The 15,560-nt window shown below is 65.5% G+C and carries 19 protein-coding genes; 12 read left to right on the top strand and 7 right to left on the bottom strand.

Annotated elements, in window-relative coordinates:
* Positions 1–131 precede the first annotated feature (131 nt).
* Positions 132–1,526 carry a helix-turn-helix domain-containing protein gene (locus R2770_16335; GenBank protein ID MEZ5282028.1) on the top strand — a complete coding sequence of 465 codons (1,395 nt, stop codon included), beginning with the start codon at positions 132–134 and terminating at the stop codon, positions 1,524–1,526.
* Here the strand turns inward: R2770_16335 and R2770_16330 are convergent.
* From R2770_16330 to R2770_16315, 4 genes are all read right to left on the bottom strand, one after another.
* Positions 1,523–2,095, bottom strand: coding sequence for a TetR/AcrR family transcriptional regulator (locus tag R2770_16330; GenBank protein ID MEZ5282027.1), 573 nt, complete (start codon positions 2,093–2,095; stop codon positions 1,523–1,525). The genes R2770_16335 and R2770_16330 overlap by 4 nt on opposite strands.
* 1 nt (position 2,096) lies before the next feature.
* The gene (locus R2770_16325) at positions 2,097–2,360 is read right to left on the bottom strand and encodes a hypothetical protein (protein MEZ5282026.1); all 264 of its coding nucleotides are present in this window, start codon (positions 2,358–2,360) and stop codon (positions 2,097–2,099) included.
* A gap of 19 nt (positions 2,361–2,379) precedes the next feature.
* Complete coding sequence (locus R2770_16320) at positions 2,380–3,084, bottom strand: DUF5317 family protein (GenBank protein ID MEZ5282025.1); 705 nt, start codon at positions 3,082–3,084, stop codon at positions 2,380–2,382.
* 73 nt (positions 3,085–3,157) lie between these two features.
* Positions 3,158–4,366 (bottom strand): sortase, encoded by a 1,209-nt coding sequence (locus tag R2770_16315; protein MEZ5282024.1) that lies wholly within the window; start codon positions 4,364–4,366, stop codon positions 3,158–3,160.
* Between the two features lie 162 nt (positions 4,367–4,528).
* On the opposite strand from R2770_16315, the gene ccmA reads away from it, so the two are divergent.
* The 9 genes from ccmA to R2770_16270 are packed head-to-tail and all read left to right on the top strand — an operon-like array spanning position 4,529 to position 11,207.
* Positions 4,529–5,176: a heme ABC exporter ATP-binding protein CcmA gene (gene ccmA / locus R2770_16310; protein ID MEZ5282023.1), complete on the top strand. Its 648-nt coding sequence runs from the start codon at positions 4,529–4,531 to the stop codon at positions 5,174–5,176.
* Positions 5,177–5,186: 10 nt separating this feature from the next.
* Positions 5,187–5,855, top strand: a complete 669-nt coding sequence (locus R2770_16305) for a heme exporter protein CcmB (GenBank protein MEZ5282022.1) — start codon at positions 5,187–5,189, stop codon at positions 5,853–5,855.
* 59 nt (positions 5,856–5,914) lie between these two features.
* Positions 5,915–6,643, top strand: coding sequence for a cytochrome c biogenesis protein CcsA (gene ccsA, locus R2770_16300; protein MEZ5282021.1), 729 nt, complete (start codon positions 5,915–5,917; stop codon positions 6,641–6,643).
* 1 nt (position 6,644) lies between these two features.
* Entirely contained in the window at positions 6,645–6,803 is a 159-nt protein-coding gene (locus R2770_16295) for a hypothetical protein (GenBank protein ID MEZ5282020.1), read from the top strand.
* Positions 6,803–7,369: a cytochrome c maturation protein CcmE gene (locus R2770_16290; protein ID MEZ5282019.1), complete on the top strand. Its 567-nt coding sequence runs from the start codon at positions 6,803–6,805 to the stop codon at positions 7,367–7,369. Before R2770_16295 ends, R2770_16290 begins: the two co-directional genes overlap by 1 nt.
* Positions 7,370–7,412: 43 nt before the next feature.
* The gene (locus tag R2770_16285; protein MEZ5282018.1) at positions 7,413–9,353 is read left to right on the top strand and encodes a heme lyase CcmF/NrfE family subunit; all 1,941 of its coding nucleotides are present in this window, start codon (positions 7,413–7,415) and stop codon (positions 9,351–9,353) included.
* The gene (locus R2770_16280) at positions 9,350–9,925 is read left to right on the top strand and encodes a TlpA disulfide reductase family protein (GenBank protein MEZ5282017.1); all 576 of its coding nucleotides are present in this window, start codon (positions 9,350–9,352) and stop codon (positions 9,923–9,925) included. The genes R2770_16285 and R2770_16280 overlap by 4 nt, the downstream gene beginning before the upstream one ends.
* Positions 9,922–10,389, top strand: a complete 468-nt coding sequence (locus tag R2770_16275) for a cytochrome c-type biogenesis protein CcmH (protein MEZ5282016.1) — start codon at positions 9,922–9,924, stop codon at positions 10,387–10,389. Before R2770_16280 ends, R2770_16275 begins: the two co-directional genes overlap by 4 nt.
* On the top strand, positions 10,386–11,207 hold the full coding sequence (locus R2770_16270; protein ID MEZ5282015.1) for a tetratricopeptide repeat protein: 822 nt from the start codon (positions 10,386–10,388) through the stop codon (positions 11,205–11,207). Before R2770_16275 ends, R2770_16270 begins: the two co-directional genes overlap by 4 nt.
* Before the next feature lie 28 nt (positions 11,208–11,235).
* Here the strand turns inward: R2770_16270 and R2770_16265 are convergent, their stop codons facing one another.
* On the bottom strand, positions 11,236–11,697 hold the full coding sequence (locus R2770_16265; GenBank protein MEZ5282014.1) for a histidine phosphatase family protein: 462 nt from the start codon (positions 11,695–11,697) through the stop codon (positions 11,236–11,238).
* A gap of 30 nt (positions 11,698–11,727) precedes the next feature.
* The gene (locus R2770_16260; protein ID MEZ5282013.1) at positions 11,728–12,480 is read right to left on the bottom strand and encodes a helix-turn-helix domain-containing protein; all 753 of its coding nucleotides are present in this window, start codon (positions 12,478–12,480) and stop codon (positions 11,728–11,730) included.
* Positions 12,481–12,553: 73 nt separating this feature from the next.
* On the opposite strand from R2770_16260, the gene R2770_16255 reads away from it, so the two are divergent.
* Positions 12,554–13,693 carry an Mrp/NBP35 family ATP-binding protein gene (locus tag R2770_16255; protein MEZ5282012.1) on the top strand — a complete coding sequence of 380 codons (1,140 nt, stop codon included), beginning with the start codon at positions 12,554–12,556 and terminating at the stop codon, positions 13,691–13,693.
* Between the two features lie 33 nt (positions 13,694–13,726).
* Here R2770_16255 and R2770_16250 read toward each other — a convergent pair whose 3' ends face one another.
* Positions 13,727–15,166, bottom strand: coding sequence for an amidase (locus R2770_16250; GenBank protein MEZ5282011.1), 1,440 nt, complete (start codon positions 15,164–15,166; stop codon positions 13,727–13,729).
* Between the two features lie 122 nt (positions 15,167–15,288).
* On the opposite strand from R2770_16250, the gene R2770_16245 reads away from it, so the two are divergent.
* The gene (locus R2770_16245; GenBank protein MEZ5282010.1) at positions 15,289–15,519 is read left to right on the top strand and encodes a DUF3107 domain-containing protein; all 231 of its coding nucleotides are present in this window, start codon (positions 15,289–15,291) and stop codon (positions 15,517–15,519) included.
* Positions 15,520–15,560: the final 41 nt, after the last annotated feature.

Here is a 15,560-nt window from a genome sequence, read left to right as displayed (position 1 = left end):
TCACCATCCGCAGGACACATTCGGACATAGGCCGACCCGAGACGCAACCATGTCCGAATTTGTCCTGATGGATGCGGCCGAGTCTTGAGATGCTGTTCGGGTCGGCAATTCGAGATGGGGCAGGAGGGCTCATGGTCAAGGTCACGGCGGTGCGAACCACGGGCATCTACTGCCGTGCCGGCTGCCCGGCGCGGCCACACCAGGTCAACACCGTGCCGTATCGATCTCAGGTTGCAGCCGAGGCGGCCGGCTATCGCGCCTGCCTGCGTTGCCGTCCGGACCTGGAACCAGGCGAATCTGTCGGGGCCGACGCCCCCTATCCCGTGCGTCGCGCGGTAGACCTGGTCGCCCACGGGTATCTCGACACGCACACCGAGAGCGATCTGGCCGCGTTCGTCGGGTACAGCGCTCGCCACCTCAGGCGACTGTTCCTCGAGCATGTCGGGGCCACGCCCGACGCCGTTGGCAGGTCGCAGCGAGCCCACTTCGCGCGCAAACTTCTCGACGACACAGACCTGGCGCTAGCCGACATAGCAGCGGCCTCCGGGTTCTCTTCGGCCCGCCAGTTGTCCCGCGTGGTGACCGAGGTGTTCGGCTTTGCCCCATCCAGATTGAGGGGCGGCCAGAAGGGCGCCAGGGGAGATGTCGACGGCGGGTTCCCGCTGATGTTGGGCATGGACCCATCGAGCGTCCGGGACGTGATCGGCCACCTACAACCGCGCTGTGTGCCGGGCGTCGAGCACACCGAGGGGTTCAGCTATGCGAGGACCTTCGAGCACTTCGGTCATCCCGGAGTGCTCGAGATAGACGCATCCGATCAGGAGGCACGCCAGGTCGCCGCGGTGGTTCACCTGCCCAGCTACTCGGGTCTGGTGTCGCTGGTCGAGAGGACACGTCGACTGTTCGGCTTCGACCTGGACCTCGACGAAGCGAGATCGGCGCTGGCCGACGACGAACTGCTGGGGGAGCTGGTCGGCTCCACAGCTCCCCTGGTGCCGGGTTGTTGGGATCGTTTCGAGACAGCCGTGCGCATCGTCGTTGGCCAACAGGTCAGTGTCGTGGGTGGGTCGACACTGGCGGGCCGGGTGGCCGAGTCGTGTGGCCGACCGGTCGCCGGCGTCGGTGTCCTGGGACTGCAGAGGTTGTTCCCTTCACCAGAACAGCTGGCGGAGGCCGACCTTTCTGGTCTCGGAATGCCCTCGTCGCGGGCACAGACCATCATCGATCTGGCGGGTGGCGTGGCCTCAGGCGAGATAGGGCTGGACGGCGAGCCAGACGAACTGCGCAGCCAACTGATGGCGGTCAGGGGGGTTGGGCCGTGGACCGCAGAGATGGTGTGTCTACGAGTTGCCCGAGATCTGGATGCGTTTCCCAGCTCGGACCTGGTGTTGCGCGACGCCGTGGGCCGGCTGATCGGTCAAGGCAGGCCCTCTCAGGCCGTTGTGGCAGCGGTGGCCGAGCGTTGGCGGCCGTTTCGCGGCGTGGCCGCGACCGTTCTGTGGAACCGGTCGGCAGCCCGGTACTAGCTCCGGCTGATGCCGTTCCACAACAAGTCGGCGAGGTCGTCGGCGAGGGTCTCGGCGCTGACTTCGGGCTCGTGAGCCAGCCAGTGACGGCACGCACCTTCGGCCATCGACACGATTGCCGTGGCGGTTCGCCGCGGGAGCGGCCCGGCCTCTGATGCTTCTGCCAGATCGCCGACCGACTCGGTGATCGAGCGCTCGGCGTCGCGCAGCGCCGACCCGAATTCGCCGGTTGCCTGGGCCCGGCTGCCGAACAGCACCCGGAACTCGTTGCGATGCTCCTGGACGAAGCTGAAGTACGCGAGCAGGCCTTCGCGGATCTGGTCGCGCCCAGACCTCGCCGAACCGACGGCCTCACTGATGGTCGAGCTGAGGCGTCTGGCGATGTCGTCGAGCAACTCGAGGTACAGCTCGAGCTTCGATTCGAAGTGCTGGTAGATCACCGGCTTGGTGACACCGGCGGCCAGAGCGATGTCGTTCATCGACGCCCCGTGATAGCCCACTTCGGAAAAGACGTGGACGGCCTCGTCGAGCAGCTGGCGGCGGCGTTCGGCCGCGGGCATTCGGGCCATGTCAGTGCCCGTCTGGAAGGCCGAGGTCGGCCCGTTCGGCCGCCTTCACGGCGTAGCCGAAGATGATCGCGGGTGCCAAGATGATCGATCCGGCGACCAGGCAGGCAGTGATGGCCGCTGTCACGGGGCCCTCGAAGCCGGCGATGAAGCCGATTACGAACAGCACCAGGGCGAACAGGAACAGGCCATAACCAAGTCGCTGGCCTATCGAGACGAGCCTGGCTATCTGGGCGCGACGGCGAAGAACCGGGTCGGTGGTGTTCATCGGCTGTGTACGCCCGTTCTCACGGGTTCCAGTATGCCGATCCCTTCACCTCTGTGGGCATGTCGTCGAGGGGGTGCACGCTCGCCGCACCCAACCTGACGAAGTCCGGAAGGTCCTCGTCGTCTGTCGAGGCCGAGGGCGGAGCCGGGTCGCGCAGGTCTACGAAGGTCTCGGCGTTGGGGTCGGCCACGTGTTCGTGCTGCCGTCGGGGGCGTCCGATGCGAAGCCCGACGTTGACCAGCCCGAGGGCGGCGATGAGGTCTCCGAATGTCAGCACCTCGTCGAGGGGCCCCGCGGGCACGATGGCACCGAGGGGCATCAACATGTCGCCAGGCTGTTCGAAGCGCCTGCCTGCACCCAGTTCGACGAAGGCGATCGAGTCTGCGTCGGCGATGCCGGCATCGATGACTGCCGATTCGCGCACGGGCATGGCCCCATTGGCCATGATCGGAATGAGGTTGGCGGCGATTCCCACCAACACCACCGACATGCCGACCAGGTTCAGATTTGCGCCAGCGACGACGCCGAACAGCACCAGGCTAAGCGGCAGTATCAGAGCCTCGAACGGTGGCTCGCGATCGAACCACATGACTATCCCCAGGGCTGTAGCCGGCAGCAAGAGGCCCCAGAACCGCACCCTGAGGTCGCGTACGCCCGAGAGATCTCGCCCCCAGAGGAGGCCCGCGATCAACCCGACCGGCAAGGCAACTATCAGGATCCACACGAGCGAAAACCGTACCGCAGACCGCAGCGGTGGGGTGAGATCGCAGTTGTGATGGCTATCGCAAGCCTGCCGATCAGTAGTTGGCCGGCAACAGAAGCGAGAAGTTCTCGAAGAAGTAGAACAGTGCGATCAAGAAGATCGGCGTGCCCACGACATAGGACTGCCAGACCCCGAAGTGACGTGAGGCCATCCAGACTGCGAAGCCGATGAAAGCCGTCAGCAGCCCAAGGAATATCGCAGGCCACAAGGCGTCACCGCTGCCGCTGAGCCCATGGCCGGCCGAGTCGATCGAATCGAAGCTGGCCGTCTGGGTCGACGAATCGGTCTGCGGAGCGGGCACCGTGGTCGGAAACGGAGCCTCGGGCTGTTCGTCCCCGGGGATGAGGTCGGCGAGCTGAGACGGGTCGTCTACCACGATCGTCGTAGGCACCGTCTGTGGGCCGTCACCCTCGCTTGGCAACGCAGCGACCTGTTCTCCCGAATCCAGCAGCTGCTCGGGATCGGACGGTGCAGGGTCACCCAGAAGCTCAGCCACCACGATCATCCGCTGACGCGCGGTCAACTTGGGATGGCACGTGGTGAGGGTGAGCCGATTGTCATCGCTGGGGTCGAGGACATAGACGTCTTTGGGTGCCACGATGATGGTCTCGGTGACCCGATACACGAACGACCCCTGCAGGGTGGTCACATAGATCAGATCGTTCTCCTCGAGTTGATCGAGGTCCTCGAACGGCGCACCATAGGTCGTGCGGTGGCCTGCGATGGCCGCGTTGCCCGCCTGGCCGGGCAGGGGTGTTCCGGGGTAGTGCCCAGGGCCCTTCTTCAGGTCTTCGGTGCCGACGCCCTCGACGACCCACTTCGTCAGGCCGAGCCTGGGGATCCGAATCTCAGCCACCGCTTCGCCGTTCTCGGCCGGAGGTGGTGGTGGGCCGAAGTCGGCTGAGACCACCGATCCGGGCAGCCCCGACAGGTCGATTACGTCGGTCGTGCCCAGATTGCCGGTGCGGATGCGTTCGTCGCTAGCGGCGCCGACCGAAGCGGCTGGGGTCACCGCTTCGGGTTCGAGTGAAGACGGCAGCGGGTCGTCGTCGAGGCGCACGTCGTCGGCTCCTTCGCCCAACGTCTGGGCGAGGGCCTCGTCGAACTCGGCCGATAGCTCGCCCTGGGCCCGCCGTTCCTGAATCGCCGTACCCCACAACTGGTAGGCGACGAACAGCAGGATCAGCGTGCCCGAACCGATGAGCGTCCGGCCTATGTTGCCGATGATCCGGCTCCAGTTCACCTGGTCTCCTGTCGGGCGCGTCAGTGCCTCACGTCGTTAACTCGGTTCCCATCGGACAGTATTCCGTTCCCAATGAGCGATTGGGCATCGCTCGTACCCAATGAGCGAGAAGGGCACAGCTCGTGCCCGATGTACGCGGCGGCACACTACGATGCCCCGACGATGGCGCCGGTAATCGACTTCCGCGACGTCGTGGTGCTGCTAGGCCGCTTTCCAGCGCTCGCCGGCGCCTCGGCGACCGTCGACGAGGGTGAGGTCGTCTTGCTGCGCGGGCCCAACGGCGTTGGCAAGACAACCTTCTTGCGCACATGCGCGGGCCTCAACTCGATTTCGTCTGGCCTGGCCCAGGTGCTCGGTCACGATCTCGGCGCCGACCGGCGCCTGATACGGCGCCATGTCGGACTGCTGGGGCATCGCACCCACCTCTACGACGAACTCACGGTCGCCGACAACCTTCGATTCTGGGCCTCCACGATCGGCGTCTCGGCCGCCGATGCATTCGCGGCCGCCGAGCGCGTCGGGCTGTCGGGGCGCCTATTCGATGTCGAGGTTCAGCGCCTGTCGGCAGGTCAGCGCCGCCGCACCGCCCTGGCCGTCATAGTCGCCAGGCGACCACGCCTGTGGTTGCTCGACGAGCCACACGCCGGGCTGGATCACGAAGGCCGTGACCGACTTGATGCCCTGCTTCGCGACGCCGCCAACGCCGGCGCCACCGTGGTGTTCGCCAGCCACGAACTCGACCGTGCCGAGGCCGTTGCCGACCGTGTGCTCGAGTTTGCGGGCGGTCGAATCGAGGGGTCCCAACCATGATCGGGCCACGATGATCAGCGCAGTTTGGATGATCGCCCGCAAGGATCTGCTCATCGAGTGGAGGTCGCGCGTCACGCTCAATCAGGTCGCGCCGCTGGGTCTGTTGACCCTGGTCGTGTTCGCGTTCGCGTTCGATGCCAACCAGAGCCTGCTGAGCCGCGGTGCGCCCGGCCTGATCTGGGTGGGCGTTCTCTTCTCGGGCGTCTTGACCGTGCAGCGATCGTTCACCATCGAGGCCGCAGATGGCATCACCGACGCTCTTCGACTGTCTGGCATCGCCCCATCGGCCATGTTCTTGGGCAAGACCCTGGCGGTGGGAGTGCAGCTGCTGGTGCTCCAGATGATCCTGTTCGCCGGTGCAGTGGTGTTCTTCGACGCCCACGTCGCCGAGCCGTTGTTGCTGTTGGCAGCGGCGGTGGCCGGCACGGGCGGGTTCGCCGCCGTTGGGTCCATTTACGGGGCGATGTCGTTGGGCGTTCGGGTCAGGGAAACCCTGCTGCCCTTGCTGTTGATCCCTGTCGTCGCCCCGATTCTGCTGGCCGGAACGCGGGCTTTCGAGCGTGCGCTCGATGTGTCGACGCAGTCGGGCTGGAACTGGGTCGGATTGTTGGGGGTGATGTGGGGGGTATACCTGGCCGTGGGTACGCTTGCCTTCGGCCCGTTGCTGGAGGACAGTTGAGCGTGAGCGACGCGACCAAAACCCACCCGCCTTCGCGGTTCGGCTCAGAGCCGTTGCCCGTGACCTCTTCTGTCGGCACCTCTGTGCTCGGCTGGCTCGCGTTGGCTTCACTGGCCATCACCGCCGTCCTGGGGCTGTTCGTATCGCCTCGCGACGTGGTGCAGGGCGACGCGGTTCGGTTCTTGTACTTGCACGTTCCCGTCATATGGGTGGCCTACGGATGCTTCATTGCATGCGCCACGGCCAGCGCCTGGTTCTTGTGGAAAGCCAAGTCACGACCCGACAAGGGCCGTCACCTCGACCGCATCGCTGGTGCATCGGCAGAGGTGGGCGTGGTGTTCACCGCACTGGCCCTGGCCACGGGTGCCATGTGGGGCCGCATCACTTGGGGTGTCTACTGGCAGTGGGACGCTCGCTTGACGATGACCGCGATGATGTTCGTGTCGTTCCTGGGCTATCTGGCGTTGCGCCGGCTGCCAACCGAACCCGCGGTGCGGTCGAAGCGCGCGGCCATCGCTGCGCTGGTTTCGAGTGTCAACCTTCCATTGGTCCATTTCTCGGTCGACTGGTGGCGCACACTGCACCAGGAGGCGAGTCTCGGCGTCGACGACGCCCAGATCACGGGCGACATGTTCGCGATCTTGGGTTTTGCCTCGGTTGCGTTCATCGTTGCAGGGGCGTGGCTGGTGGTTCATCGATACCGGGTGATTCGCCTAGAGGAGATTCGCGACGAAGAGGGCCTCGAGCTGGCCATCGCTGCACGACGCGCCGAGGCGGGGGTGGGCTGACATGGACCACCTCGGCATGATTCTCTCGGGTTATGTGCTGGTGTTCGGAACCGTCCTGGCCTATGGGGCGTTCGTCATCGGCAAGGGACGGCGACTCGGGCGTGAGCTCGGGCTCACCTCCACCAACCCGCAGCGAGAACTCTCAGAAGAGGAGCACTGATGTCGGCTGGAGGCGAAGCCGACCTCGACCTCACACCCCGAACCGAGCTCGACGACGCCGAGGCCGTGCGTCGCGAGCTTCGCAAGGGGCAGCGCAAGTGGGTCGCGGTCATCGGCGTGGTCGTGGTGGTCGTACTGGGGTTCCTCGTCTTGCAGTTCCTGCGCGACGCAACCCTGTTCTTCCGCAACGTGGACGAGGCCATCGCCGACCGCACCGAGTTGGGCGATCGTCGCTTTCGGCTGCAGGGACGGGTGATCCCAGACACCGTGCAGTTCAGTGGCAGTTCGGTGACGTTCCAGATCGAGCACGAGTGCGCTGTGGCCGAGGTCAGCCACATCGGCGACCCGCCCGAGCTGTTCGACACGCCATGGATCCCGGTGGTGCTCGAGGGCAACTGGGAGGTTGGTGACGTGACACTGGTGTCGGGCTCCGACGATCACCTCTTCGTGAGCGATCGCATGATCGTCAAGCACACCAATGAGTACGCGGCCGAGAACTCCGATCGGGTCGAGGTGGTCGTTCCGGCGGACTATTTCGCCGAGTGCGGCTTCGGATCGGGCACCTGACGTGGCGGGCACGCTCGGACCCCTCTTCGTGATCTTCGGCCTGGTGTCGGCGCTCCTTGCAGCTCTGGTCACCGGCATCGGCCTGGCCACCAACCGACGCGACCTCATCTCGATGAGCGGCAAGTGGTCGATCTGGACGCTGCTCTCGGCTTCGGGTGCGGTCGCCGTCATGGAGTACTCGCTGCTGACCAACGACTTCTCCATGGCCTACGTCGCCGACAACAGCACCCTGGCCCTTCCGCTGCTCTACAAGATCGCGGCAATGTGGGCTTCGCTCGAAGGCTCGTTGATCCTTTGGGTGTTCGTGCTCTGCCTCTACATCTCGGCGGTCGCCTGGTGGTTCTCCAAGCGCCTCGACGACCGGCTCCTCGGCTTCGCGATGTTGACGCTGTTCATTGTCGCTGCATTCTTCTTCTTCCTGCTGGCTGGGCCGGCCAGCCCGTTCGACACCCTGTCGAACCCTCCGCTGGATGGCCGAGGCCCCAACCCGCTGCTCCAGAACCATCCACTGATGGCGATCCATCCGATCATGCTGTACCTCGGTTATGTCGGATTCACCGTGCCGTTCGCCTTCGCCATCGGTGCGCTCGCCACCGGGCGCCTCGGCGAGGGCTGGCTGATAGAGACCCGGGTGTGGACGGTTGCGGCATGGGGCTTCCTGAGCCTCGGCATCGTGCTCGGCGCCTGGTGGAGCTATGAGGTTCTCGGCTGGGGTGGCTATTGGGCTTGGGATCCGGTCGAGAACGTGTCGTTCGTGCCGTGGCTCACGGCTACAGCGTTCATCCACTCGGTGGTGGTTCAAGAACGACGGGGCATGCTGCGGGTCTGGAACCTGTCGCTGATCGTCTCGACCTTTGCCCTCACCATTCTCGGAACCTTCGTTACGCGCTCGGGCGTCCTCGACTCTGTCCACGAGTTCTCCGAGTCCGAGATTGGCCCCCTGCTGTTGGGCCTGTTCGCGGCGACCGTCCTGGTATCTGTGGCCCTGATCTTCTGGCGCATCGACATCCTGCGCTCGGCCGGGGCCATCGAGTCGCCGCTGTCGCGGGAGGGAAGCTTCCTGGGCAACAACCTCTTGTTCGGCGCCTTTGCCTTCGTGGTGCTGCTGGGAACACTGTTCCCACTGCTGGTCGAGGCCCTGAACGACGACCAGATCTCGGTCGGTTCACCCTATTTCGATCGGCTCACGGCGCCCATCGGTCTGGTCCTGTTGTTCCTGATGGCCATCTCGCCGATGTTGCCATGGCGCTCGACCGACCCAGAGCTGCTCAGCGAGCGTGCGTTTTGGCCTGCAGTTGCCGGCGTCGCGACCCTGATCATCGCTGTGGCGGCGGGAGCGGACTCGGTCGCCGAGATGTTTGCCTACCTGTTCTCGGGCATGGTCCTCGGCTCGGCCGGTCGCCAGCTGATCACAGCGGTACGAAGGCGCGGCATAGCCGGCCTGACCGGACGCTCCAGCGGAGGCATGGTCGCCCATATCGGTCTTGCGGTGCTGGCGCTGGGTTTCGTCGCCAGTCAGGCGCACAGCCACGAGGTAGAGGCCCGCCTGACCCCTGGCGAGTCGACAGAGGTCGCCGGCCACCAAATCGAGCTGCTCGGCCGGGTCGATCGGGTCGAGAACGGAAACCCCGTCACCGAGGTCAGCGTAAGGGTCAACAACAACGAGGTTCATCACCCGGCCCTCACCAACTACATCAACTACGGCATGAAGGTGGGCACGCCCTCCGTCGACACGGGCTGGCGCGACGACGTGTATCTGGTGGTCCTGGACGTCTCCGACAGCGGCGACTCGGCGCTGATCAGGGTGATCGTGCGCCCGCTGATCACATGGATCTGGACCGGAGGCATGTTGATGGCCCTCGGCACCGCTCTCGCATTGACCCCGGCCGGACGTCGCAGCAAACCAGAACCCATCGCCCAACCGATCAGCTCAGCACCTCCTGACGACGACAGAACCCCAGAAACCGTCGGGGCCTCGACATGACCGATGACGCAACGCCCGACAATGCCGACGCGCCCGCTTCACCGCTTTGGGCCAAGGTGGGCACGGTCGTGATTGCGTTGCTGCTCGTCGGCCTCATCGCCTTGCTGGCCACTCGAGACGACGACGACTCGGCGTCAGCGGCCTCGCCGCTAATCGGGCGTTTCGTGCCGGAGTTGGAGGCGACGACTCTCGACGGCGCCACCTTCGACATCGACGCGACCCGAGGCCGCTGGGTGCTGCTGAACTTCTTCGCCAGTTGGTGCATCCCCTGCGAAAACGAACATCCCGAATTGGTCGAGTTCTCAGAGCGCCATTCCGATGGTTCGGCCATGGTCGTGTCCGTGGTCATGGGCGACACGGCCGAGAACGCCCGCGCGTTCTTCCAGGCCAGAGGCGGTGACTGGCCGGTGCTGGTCGACGCGGAGTCTGCGCCAGCACGATTCGTCGTGTTGCAGGTACCCGAGTCGTTCCTCGTCTCGCCTGCTGGGGTAGTGGTCGCCAAGTGGAACGGCGAGATCACAGCCGATGTCGTCGATGCAGCAATCGCCGAACTGGAGGCGCTGGCTCAATGAACACCTCCGTTCGCAACAAGGCCTGGGTCGGGTTGTTGGTGGTGATGATCGCCGTCATCGGTGTGGGTTTGGCGCGGGCCGATTCGGGTCCTGTCTCGGACTCCGATCGGGCGCTGGCCATCAAGTCGACCACCCTCTGCCCGGTCTGCGATGGCCAGACCGTTGTCGAGTCGAACGCTCCCATCGCGGCATCGATACGTGCGTTCATAGACGAGCGAGTCGCGGCAGGCGACACCGACGAGCAGGTCAGGCAGGCCATAGAGGCCAGCTTCCCCGGCCAAGGGTTGTCGGCGATACCGCCCAGCGAAGGGGTCGGCGCCCTGGTCTGGGTTCTGCCCGTGCTGGCCCTGGCGGTGGGTGCAACGGTGCTGACCCTTGCGTTCAGACGGTGGGCCGCAACCTCGTCGCATCGCTCGACCGAAGCAGATCGCGACCTGGTGGCCCAGGTGAGGGCGAAGCGATGATCGACGAGCGCCGTTCTCGCCGGCTCGACCGACTGGTCGAGCAGCGCAACGAGCTACTCGCCGCCCTCGATCGGCTCGACGCCGAGTTGGCCAGGGGTGAGATCGACGAAGCCGACCATGCGGCTCTTTCGGACGATCTGACCCGCCGTGCAGCACGCATCATCCGACGCATCGACGATGTCGATCCGGCGCCCAAACCTGCCGACGACAGATCGACCACCAAGAACGTCATCGTGGTCTGTGTGGTAGCCGTGGCGGCCATCGCGTTGGGGTTCGTCGTCGCCTCGTTCTCGGGCGACCGCGGCTCGGGAGGTGCCACCGGAGAGATCGCTCTCAGCTCGCGAGATTTCCTGGGGCGGGCCGAGATAGCCCTTGGACAGGGAAGAGTCGACGAGGCCGCAACCGCAGTTGGCGAGGCTCTGGCCCTGGTGCCTGGCGACCCCGATGCCCTGGTGATGCAGGGTCGGGTGCTGCAGAGCCAGGGTGACGTTGTCGGTGCTGTTCAGTCGTTCGACCAGGCCCTCGCCGTCGAGCCGGACAACTTCGACGCGCTGGTGTTCAAGGCCCAGATCCTGATCCGCGTCCCCGACCCCGACATCCAGCAGCAGGCGATCGAGCTACTCGACGCCGCGATAGCCCAAGATCCTCTGACGTTCGAGGCTCACATGTGGCGAGGGTTTGCTGCTGCGAACGTCGAAAACGACCCCGAGGCTGCGATCGGCTATTACGAGGGAGTGCTCGAACGCAACCCGCCAGAGGCGATGCGGTCGGTGGTCGAAGGCCTGATCGACGAGTTGTCGGCACCCGCTCAGCCCTGATTCGGTCGCACCACCTGCTGTGAGGTGCTCACGAAAGCCGTGGGGGAGGGATGTAGCTCGCGTGATGGGGCTGGCCGTCTCGTATGTCGCAAACCCAGACCGATGCCTTCTGTACTGCCGGCGGACCATCGAGGGTCATTCCACGCAGGGCCAGGAGCCTGAGTACCTCGGGCAAGATGTCGCCGTGCGAGCACAACACCAGGCCGTCGTCTGGTGCTTGGCAGATCCACCCGACGACATTGCTGGGGTCTGATCCTTCGGCCAGTCGGTTGTCGACCTGAACCGCGACGCCCAACCTCGAGGCCAGCGGATCGACGGTCTGGGTGCACCTGATGGCGGGGCTCGAGTGCACGTTCGCTTGACCGACATCGAGCTCTGACAGAGCAACAGCTTGGGAGAGTCCCTTGTCGCTGAGCGGCCGCTGGGCGTCGGGAAGATTCCAGGCGGTCCTGGAGCCGGCGTGTGCGTGTCTGATCAGGTGAACCAGCATGATCTGGAGGGGCGTCTCCGTTGAGTGGCGTCACACCGTGGTGGTGCAGACCGTGTCTCCCATGGGTACCGAACGCTCGATTTGGGGGGTTCGCTCGCCGTGTAGGCCGGCCAACATGCCCCTGACCAAGCCGCGGTCGATGGCACACAGTACGGGATGCTCGACGGCGGCCTGTCCGAAGGGACAGTGTTCTGAGACGATGCGCAGCTGACCTGCTGCCCCCTCGGCGCGAGCCATGAAACCGTGTGATGTCAAGGCGTCGGCCACAGTGGCGACCGCGGCCTGCAGAGATCGATGGGCATCGCCGGGTTCGATCGACTCGGCCAGGGCCAGCCCGTACTCGACGCCGACCTCTTCGGCCAACCCTTCGGCCTCGTGATGGGGCAGGCGCGTCAATGCCCGGCCGAGCAGGGTGCCAAGCAGGTCGTCTCGCCGGACTGGGAAAGCCAGATGGATCTCGGTGGTGGCGGCGATGTAGCGCTTGGACGGACGCCCGGCGCCAGATGCCGGCTTGCCCATCTCGACGCGCAGGTGACCCGCCGAAACGAGCTTCTCGAGATGGTGCCTTGCCACGTTGGCGTGTAGATCGACCGCGGCGGCGACCTCGCTGGCGGTCATCCCGCCCTCGCTGTCGCGAACCCGAAGGTAGATGTCGCGGCGCGTGGGGTCGCCGAACGCCGAGGTGATCGATGTGACGGCGGCGTTGAACTCGTCGGGCGTCAACGGCGAATCGGCGGAATTGACCGACGACTGCGTTGCGGCAGGGTTGGGAGCGGGCGTCACGGAAGTAGATTCTACGGGCGCGGCGAGCCAGATCGCCCGTTCGATGGTCCAGCCACCCGCAACAGGAGATCCGATGCCGGTCAGCGAAGCCGACCTTGTAAGTGCCCTGGCCGATGTCGAGGACCCGCTCCTCAATCGTCCGGTCGGTCAGATGGGCATGCTCCGATCGGCCACCGTTGCCGGAAGCCGGGCCCACGCCCTGGTAGCGGTGCCCGCAGACGATCACCCATATCGGCCCGAACTCCAGCGAAGGCTCGAGCAGGCCGCATTGGCGGCAGGTGTCGATGGAATCGACATCGAGTTCGCCGTTTTCTCCGAAGCCGAGCAGCAGGCGCTGCGAGCCCAGCTGATCGGTGATCCCGCTTCCACGGCAGGCAGCCAGACCGGCCACGGCCACGCCGAGGGTCGGGCGATCCCCTTCGGCGACCCGGCCAGCAAGACCCGAATCCTGCTGATCTCGTCGGGCAAGGGTGGCGTAGGCAAATCGTCGGTCACCACCAACCTGGCGGTGGCGCTAGCGTCTGCCGGCAAAAAGACCGCTCTGATAGACGCCGACGTCTGGGGCTTTTCCATTCCCCGGATGCTCGGTGTGCAGCACCCGCCTGTCGTCATCGACCAGATGCTCGTGCCGGTCGAGGCCAACGGGGTCAGGTGTATCTCGATGGGGTTCTTCGCGGGCGAAGACCAGGCCGTCATCTGGCGAGGTCCGATGCTTCACAAGGCCCTCGAGCAGTTCCTCACCGACGTGTTCTGGGACGATCCCGACTATCTGCTGATCGATCTGCCACCCGGCACCGGCGACATCTCGCTTTCGATCTCGCAGTTCCTGCCCCGGGCAGAGGTGTTCGTGGTGACGACACCACAGCCTGCGGCCCAAAAGGTCGCCCAACGTGCAGCCTTCATGGCCGAGAAGGTCAACCTGTCGGTGCGGGGCGTGATCGAGAACATGAGCTGGTTCACCGGCGACGACGGCAAGCGCTACGAGATCTTTGGGGCCGGCGGTGGCAAGGAACTCGCCGATCGCCTGGACGTGCCCCTTGTCGGGCGGGTTCCGCTGGTCGTCGAACTGCGCGAGGGCAGCGACACCGGTGCGCCCATCACGGTCACCAACCCCGACAGCGAGGCGGCCAAGGTCTTCTTCGACATGGCTCGCAAGATCGACGAAGAGATGCAGCCAACGCGGCGATACCACCCGGGTCTGAAGCTGATCTGACCCGGCCCGGCCCCGTGGGGTGTCGCTAGCTGCTCACAGGCCCGGCGGGCGCACGAAGCCGCCCAAGGCCTCCTCGAGCATCCGGGCCACGGCCAGACAGGTTCGGTCCTCGAGATATGGGCCGACAACCTGTATGCCCACCGGCAGCCCGTCGGAGGTCTGTCCGACGGGGACCACGGTCGAGGGCAGGTAGACCACGCCCACAATTCCCATCCACGCCATCTGGTCGGTGTAGGGCCTCTGTTGGCCATCGACCTCGATGGTGCGCTTCGACATGGGCATCGAGTGGTCGTGCAGTATGGCCGCCCGCGGCGATACGGGCATCAGCATCACGTCGTGGTCCGCGAAGAACTCGTGCCACCGGGCCCGCAGTTGCAGCCTGCGCTCGTTGGAACCCAGCCAAGACCGATGTCTCTGAGCTGCATGGACGACCCCGAGACCGCCCTCGACGTCGGTGGCGCCGGCCATCTGCTCGAGCTCGGCAAGGCTCCATGACCCGGCCAGAGCTGCGCTGATCAGCTCGTCGAACGTGCGCAACGACTTGGCGAACGTCAGGTTTGGGCGGGCGTCGGTGTCGACTGCAGCCCCCATCTGTTCCAAAGCCGATGCCGCGCCTTCTAGCAGGGCCACGATCTTGGTCGACACCCTGCAGTCGGGGTCGTCGAGCCAGGCGCCGACGCGCAGCTTGGTCGGGTCGGTGGTGCGTGCCGGAGGCAACTCGACCTTCCACGCCTTACCCATCCAGTCGTCGGGGCCGGCCAACAGATCCAGGCCCAACTCGACATCGTCGACGTTGCGGGCCATGGGCCCCACCACGGCGATGTCGGCCTGGGTCAGCGTGCCGGGCATTCCCGGTATCTGTCCGCGAGCGCTGCAGAGGCCAAACGACGGCTTGTGCCCGACGACGCCGCACATGCCGGCCGGGTTGCGGATCGAGCCACCGATGTCGGATCCGATCTCGATGGGGGTCAGACCTGCGGCCAGAGCCGCGGCCGAGCCGCCGGACGAACCCCCCGGCGACCGGTCGAGGTCGAAGGGATTACATGTCGTGCCGTAGACGTCGTTGAAGCTCTGGACGTCGCCGGCCCAGATCGGAAGGTTGGTCTTGCCCAACACGATGGCGCCCGCCGCCTTGTAGCGCGCCACAGGGTCGGCGTCGATCTGGGGCACGAACTCTGCCAGTTCGGGTGCGCCCGAGGTGGTGATCAGGCCCTTTGTCTGCAGCGAGTCCTTCAGGGTGATGGGCACCCCGTGTAGCGGGCCGAGCGGCTGACCCTCCCTGACGGCCTCGTCAGCGGCTGCCGCTGCGGCCAGGGCTGCGTCGAGGTCGGTTCGAACCACGGCGTTTATGTCGCGGTCGACCCGATCGATGCGTTCCATCGCGGCCAACACCAGCTCGCGACTGCTGACTTGTTTGGCGGCAATGGCTGCGGCTTGGGCTCGGGCAGGTGAGAACGCTACTTCCTCGCTCATGGATGCCGACCGTACTCCCGTCGGAGGCCTCCGTGCCTATCTGACACCGCGGCCAATACAGTGGAGCGGTGCGTCCGAACCCGCTTCGTGACGCAGCAGGTCATCGAACACAGGAGACATTCGTGGACGTACGCATCGGGGTCATCAACTCGCCGCGCGAGCTCAGCTTCGAGATGGCAGACGACACCGACGTCGACAAGGTCAAGGCCGATGTCGATGCCGCAATGGCCGCCGAGACCGTTCTGTGGGTCACCGACAAGCAGGGCCGCCAGATCGGCGTTCCCGGAGGCAAGATCGCCTACGTCGAGGTAGGCGCCCAGACACGTGGCCGTATAGGTTTCGCTGGCAGCTGAAGCCAGCTCCTCCGGAGCTGACCGGGAGTCTCATTGACACG

Source organism: Acidimicrobiales bacterium (assembly GCA_041394185.1).
Lineage (GTDB): Bacteria > Actinomycetota > Acidimicrobiia > Acidimicrobiales > Poriferisodalaceae > JAAETH01.
Note: the sequence above shows the minus strand (reverse complement) of the source record. Positions and strands in the feature narration are given on the sequence as shown.

Excerpts from the sequence above, each read along its gene's own strand:
- R2770_16335 (MEZ5282028.1), top strand. The coding sequence starts at position 132 with ATGGTCAAGGTCACGGCGGTGCGAACCACGGGCATCTACTGCCGTGCC.
- R2770_16330 (MEZ5282027.1), bottom strand. The coding sequence starts at position 2,095 with ATGGCCCGAATGCCCGCGGCCGAACGCCGCCGCCAGCTGCTCGACGAG.
- R2770_16325 (MEZ5282026.1), bottom strand. The coding sequence starts at position 2,360 with ATGAACACCACCGACCCGGTTCTTCGCCGTCGCGCCCAGATAGCCAGG.
- ccmA (MEZ5282023.1), top strand. The coding sequence starts at position 4,529 with ATGGCGCCGGTAATCGACTTCCGCGACGTCGTGGTGCTGCTAGGCCGC.
- R2770_16305 (MEZ5282022.1), top strand. The coding sequence starts at position 5,187 with ATGATCAGCGCAGTTTGGATGATCGCCCGCAAGGATCTGCTCATCGAG.
- R2770_16295 (MEZ5282020.1), top strand. The coding sequence starts at position 6,645 with ATGGACCACCTCGGCATGATTCTCTCGGGTTATGTGCTGGTGTTCGGA.
- R2770_16290 (MEZ5282019.1), top strand. The coding sequence starts at position 6,803 with ATGTCGGCTGGAGGCGAAGCCGACCTCGACCTCACACCCCGAACCGAG.
- R2770_16280 (MEZ5282017.1), top strand. The coding sequence starts at position 9,350 with ATGACCGATGACGCAACGCCCGACAATGCCGACGCGCCCGCTTCACCG.
- R2770_16275 (MEZ5282016.1), top strand. The coding sequence starts at position 9,922 with ATGAACACCTCCGTTCGCAACAAGGCCTGGGTCGGGTTGTTGGTGGTG.
- R2770_16270 (MEZ5282015.1), top strand. The coding sequence starts at position 10,386 with ATGATCGACGAGCGCCGTTCTCGCCGGCTCGACCGACTGGTCGAGCAG.
- R2770_16265 (MEZ5282014.1), bottom strand. The coding sequence starts at position 11,697 with ATGCTGGTTCACCTGATCAGACACGCACACGCCGGCTCCAGGACCGCC.
- R2770_16255 (MEZ5282012.1), top strand. The coding sequence starts at position 12,554 with ATGCCGGTCAGCGAAGCCGACCTTGTAAGTGCCCTGGCCGATGTCGAG.
- R2770_16250 (MEZ5282011.1), bottom strand. The coding sequence starts at position 15,166 with ATGAGCGAGGAAGTAGCGTTCTCACCTGCCCGAGCCCAAGCCGCAGCC.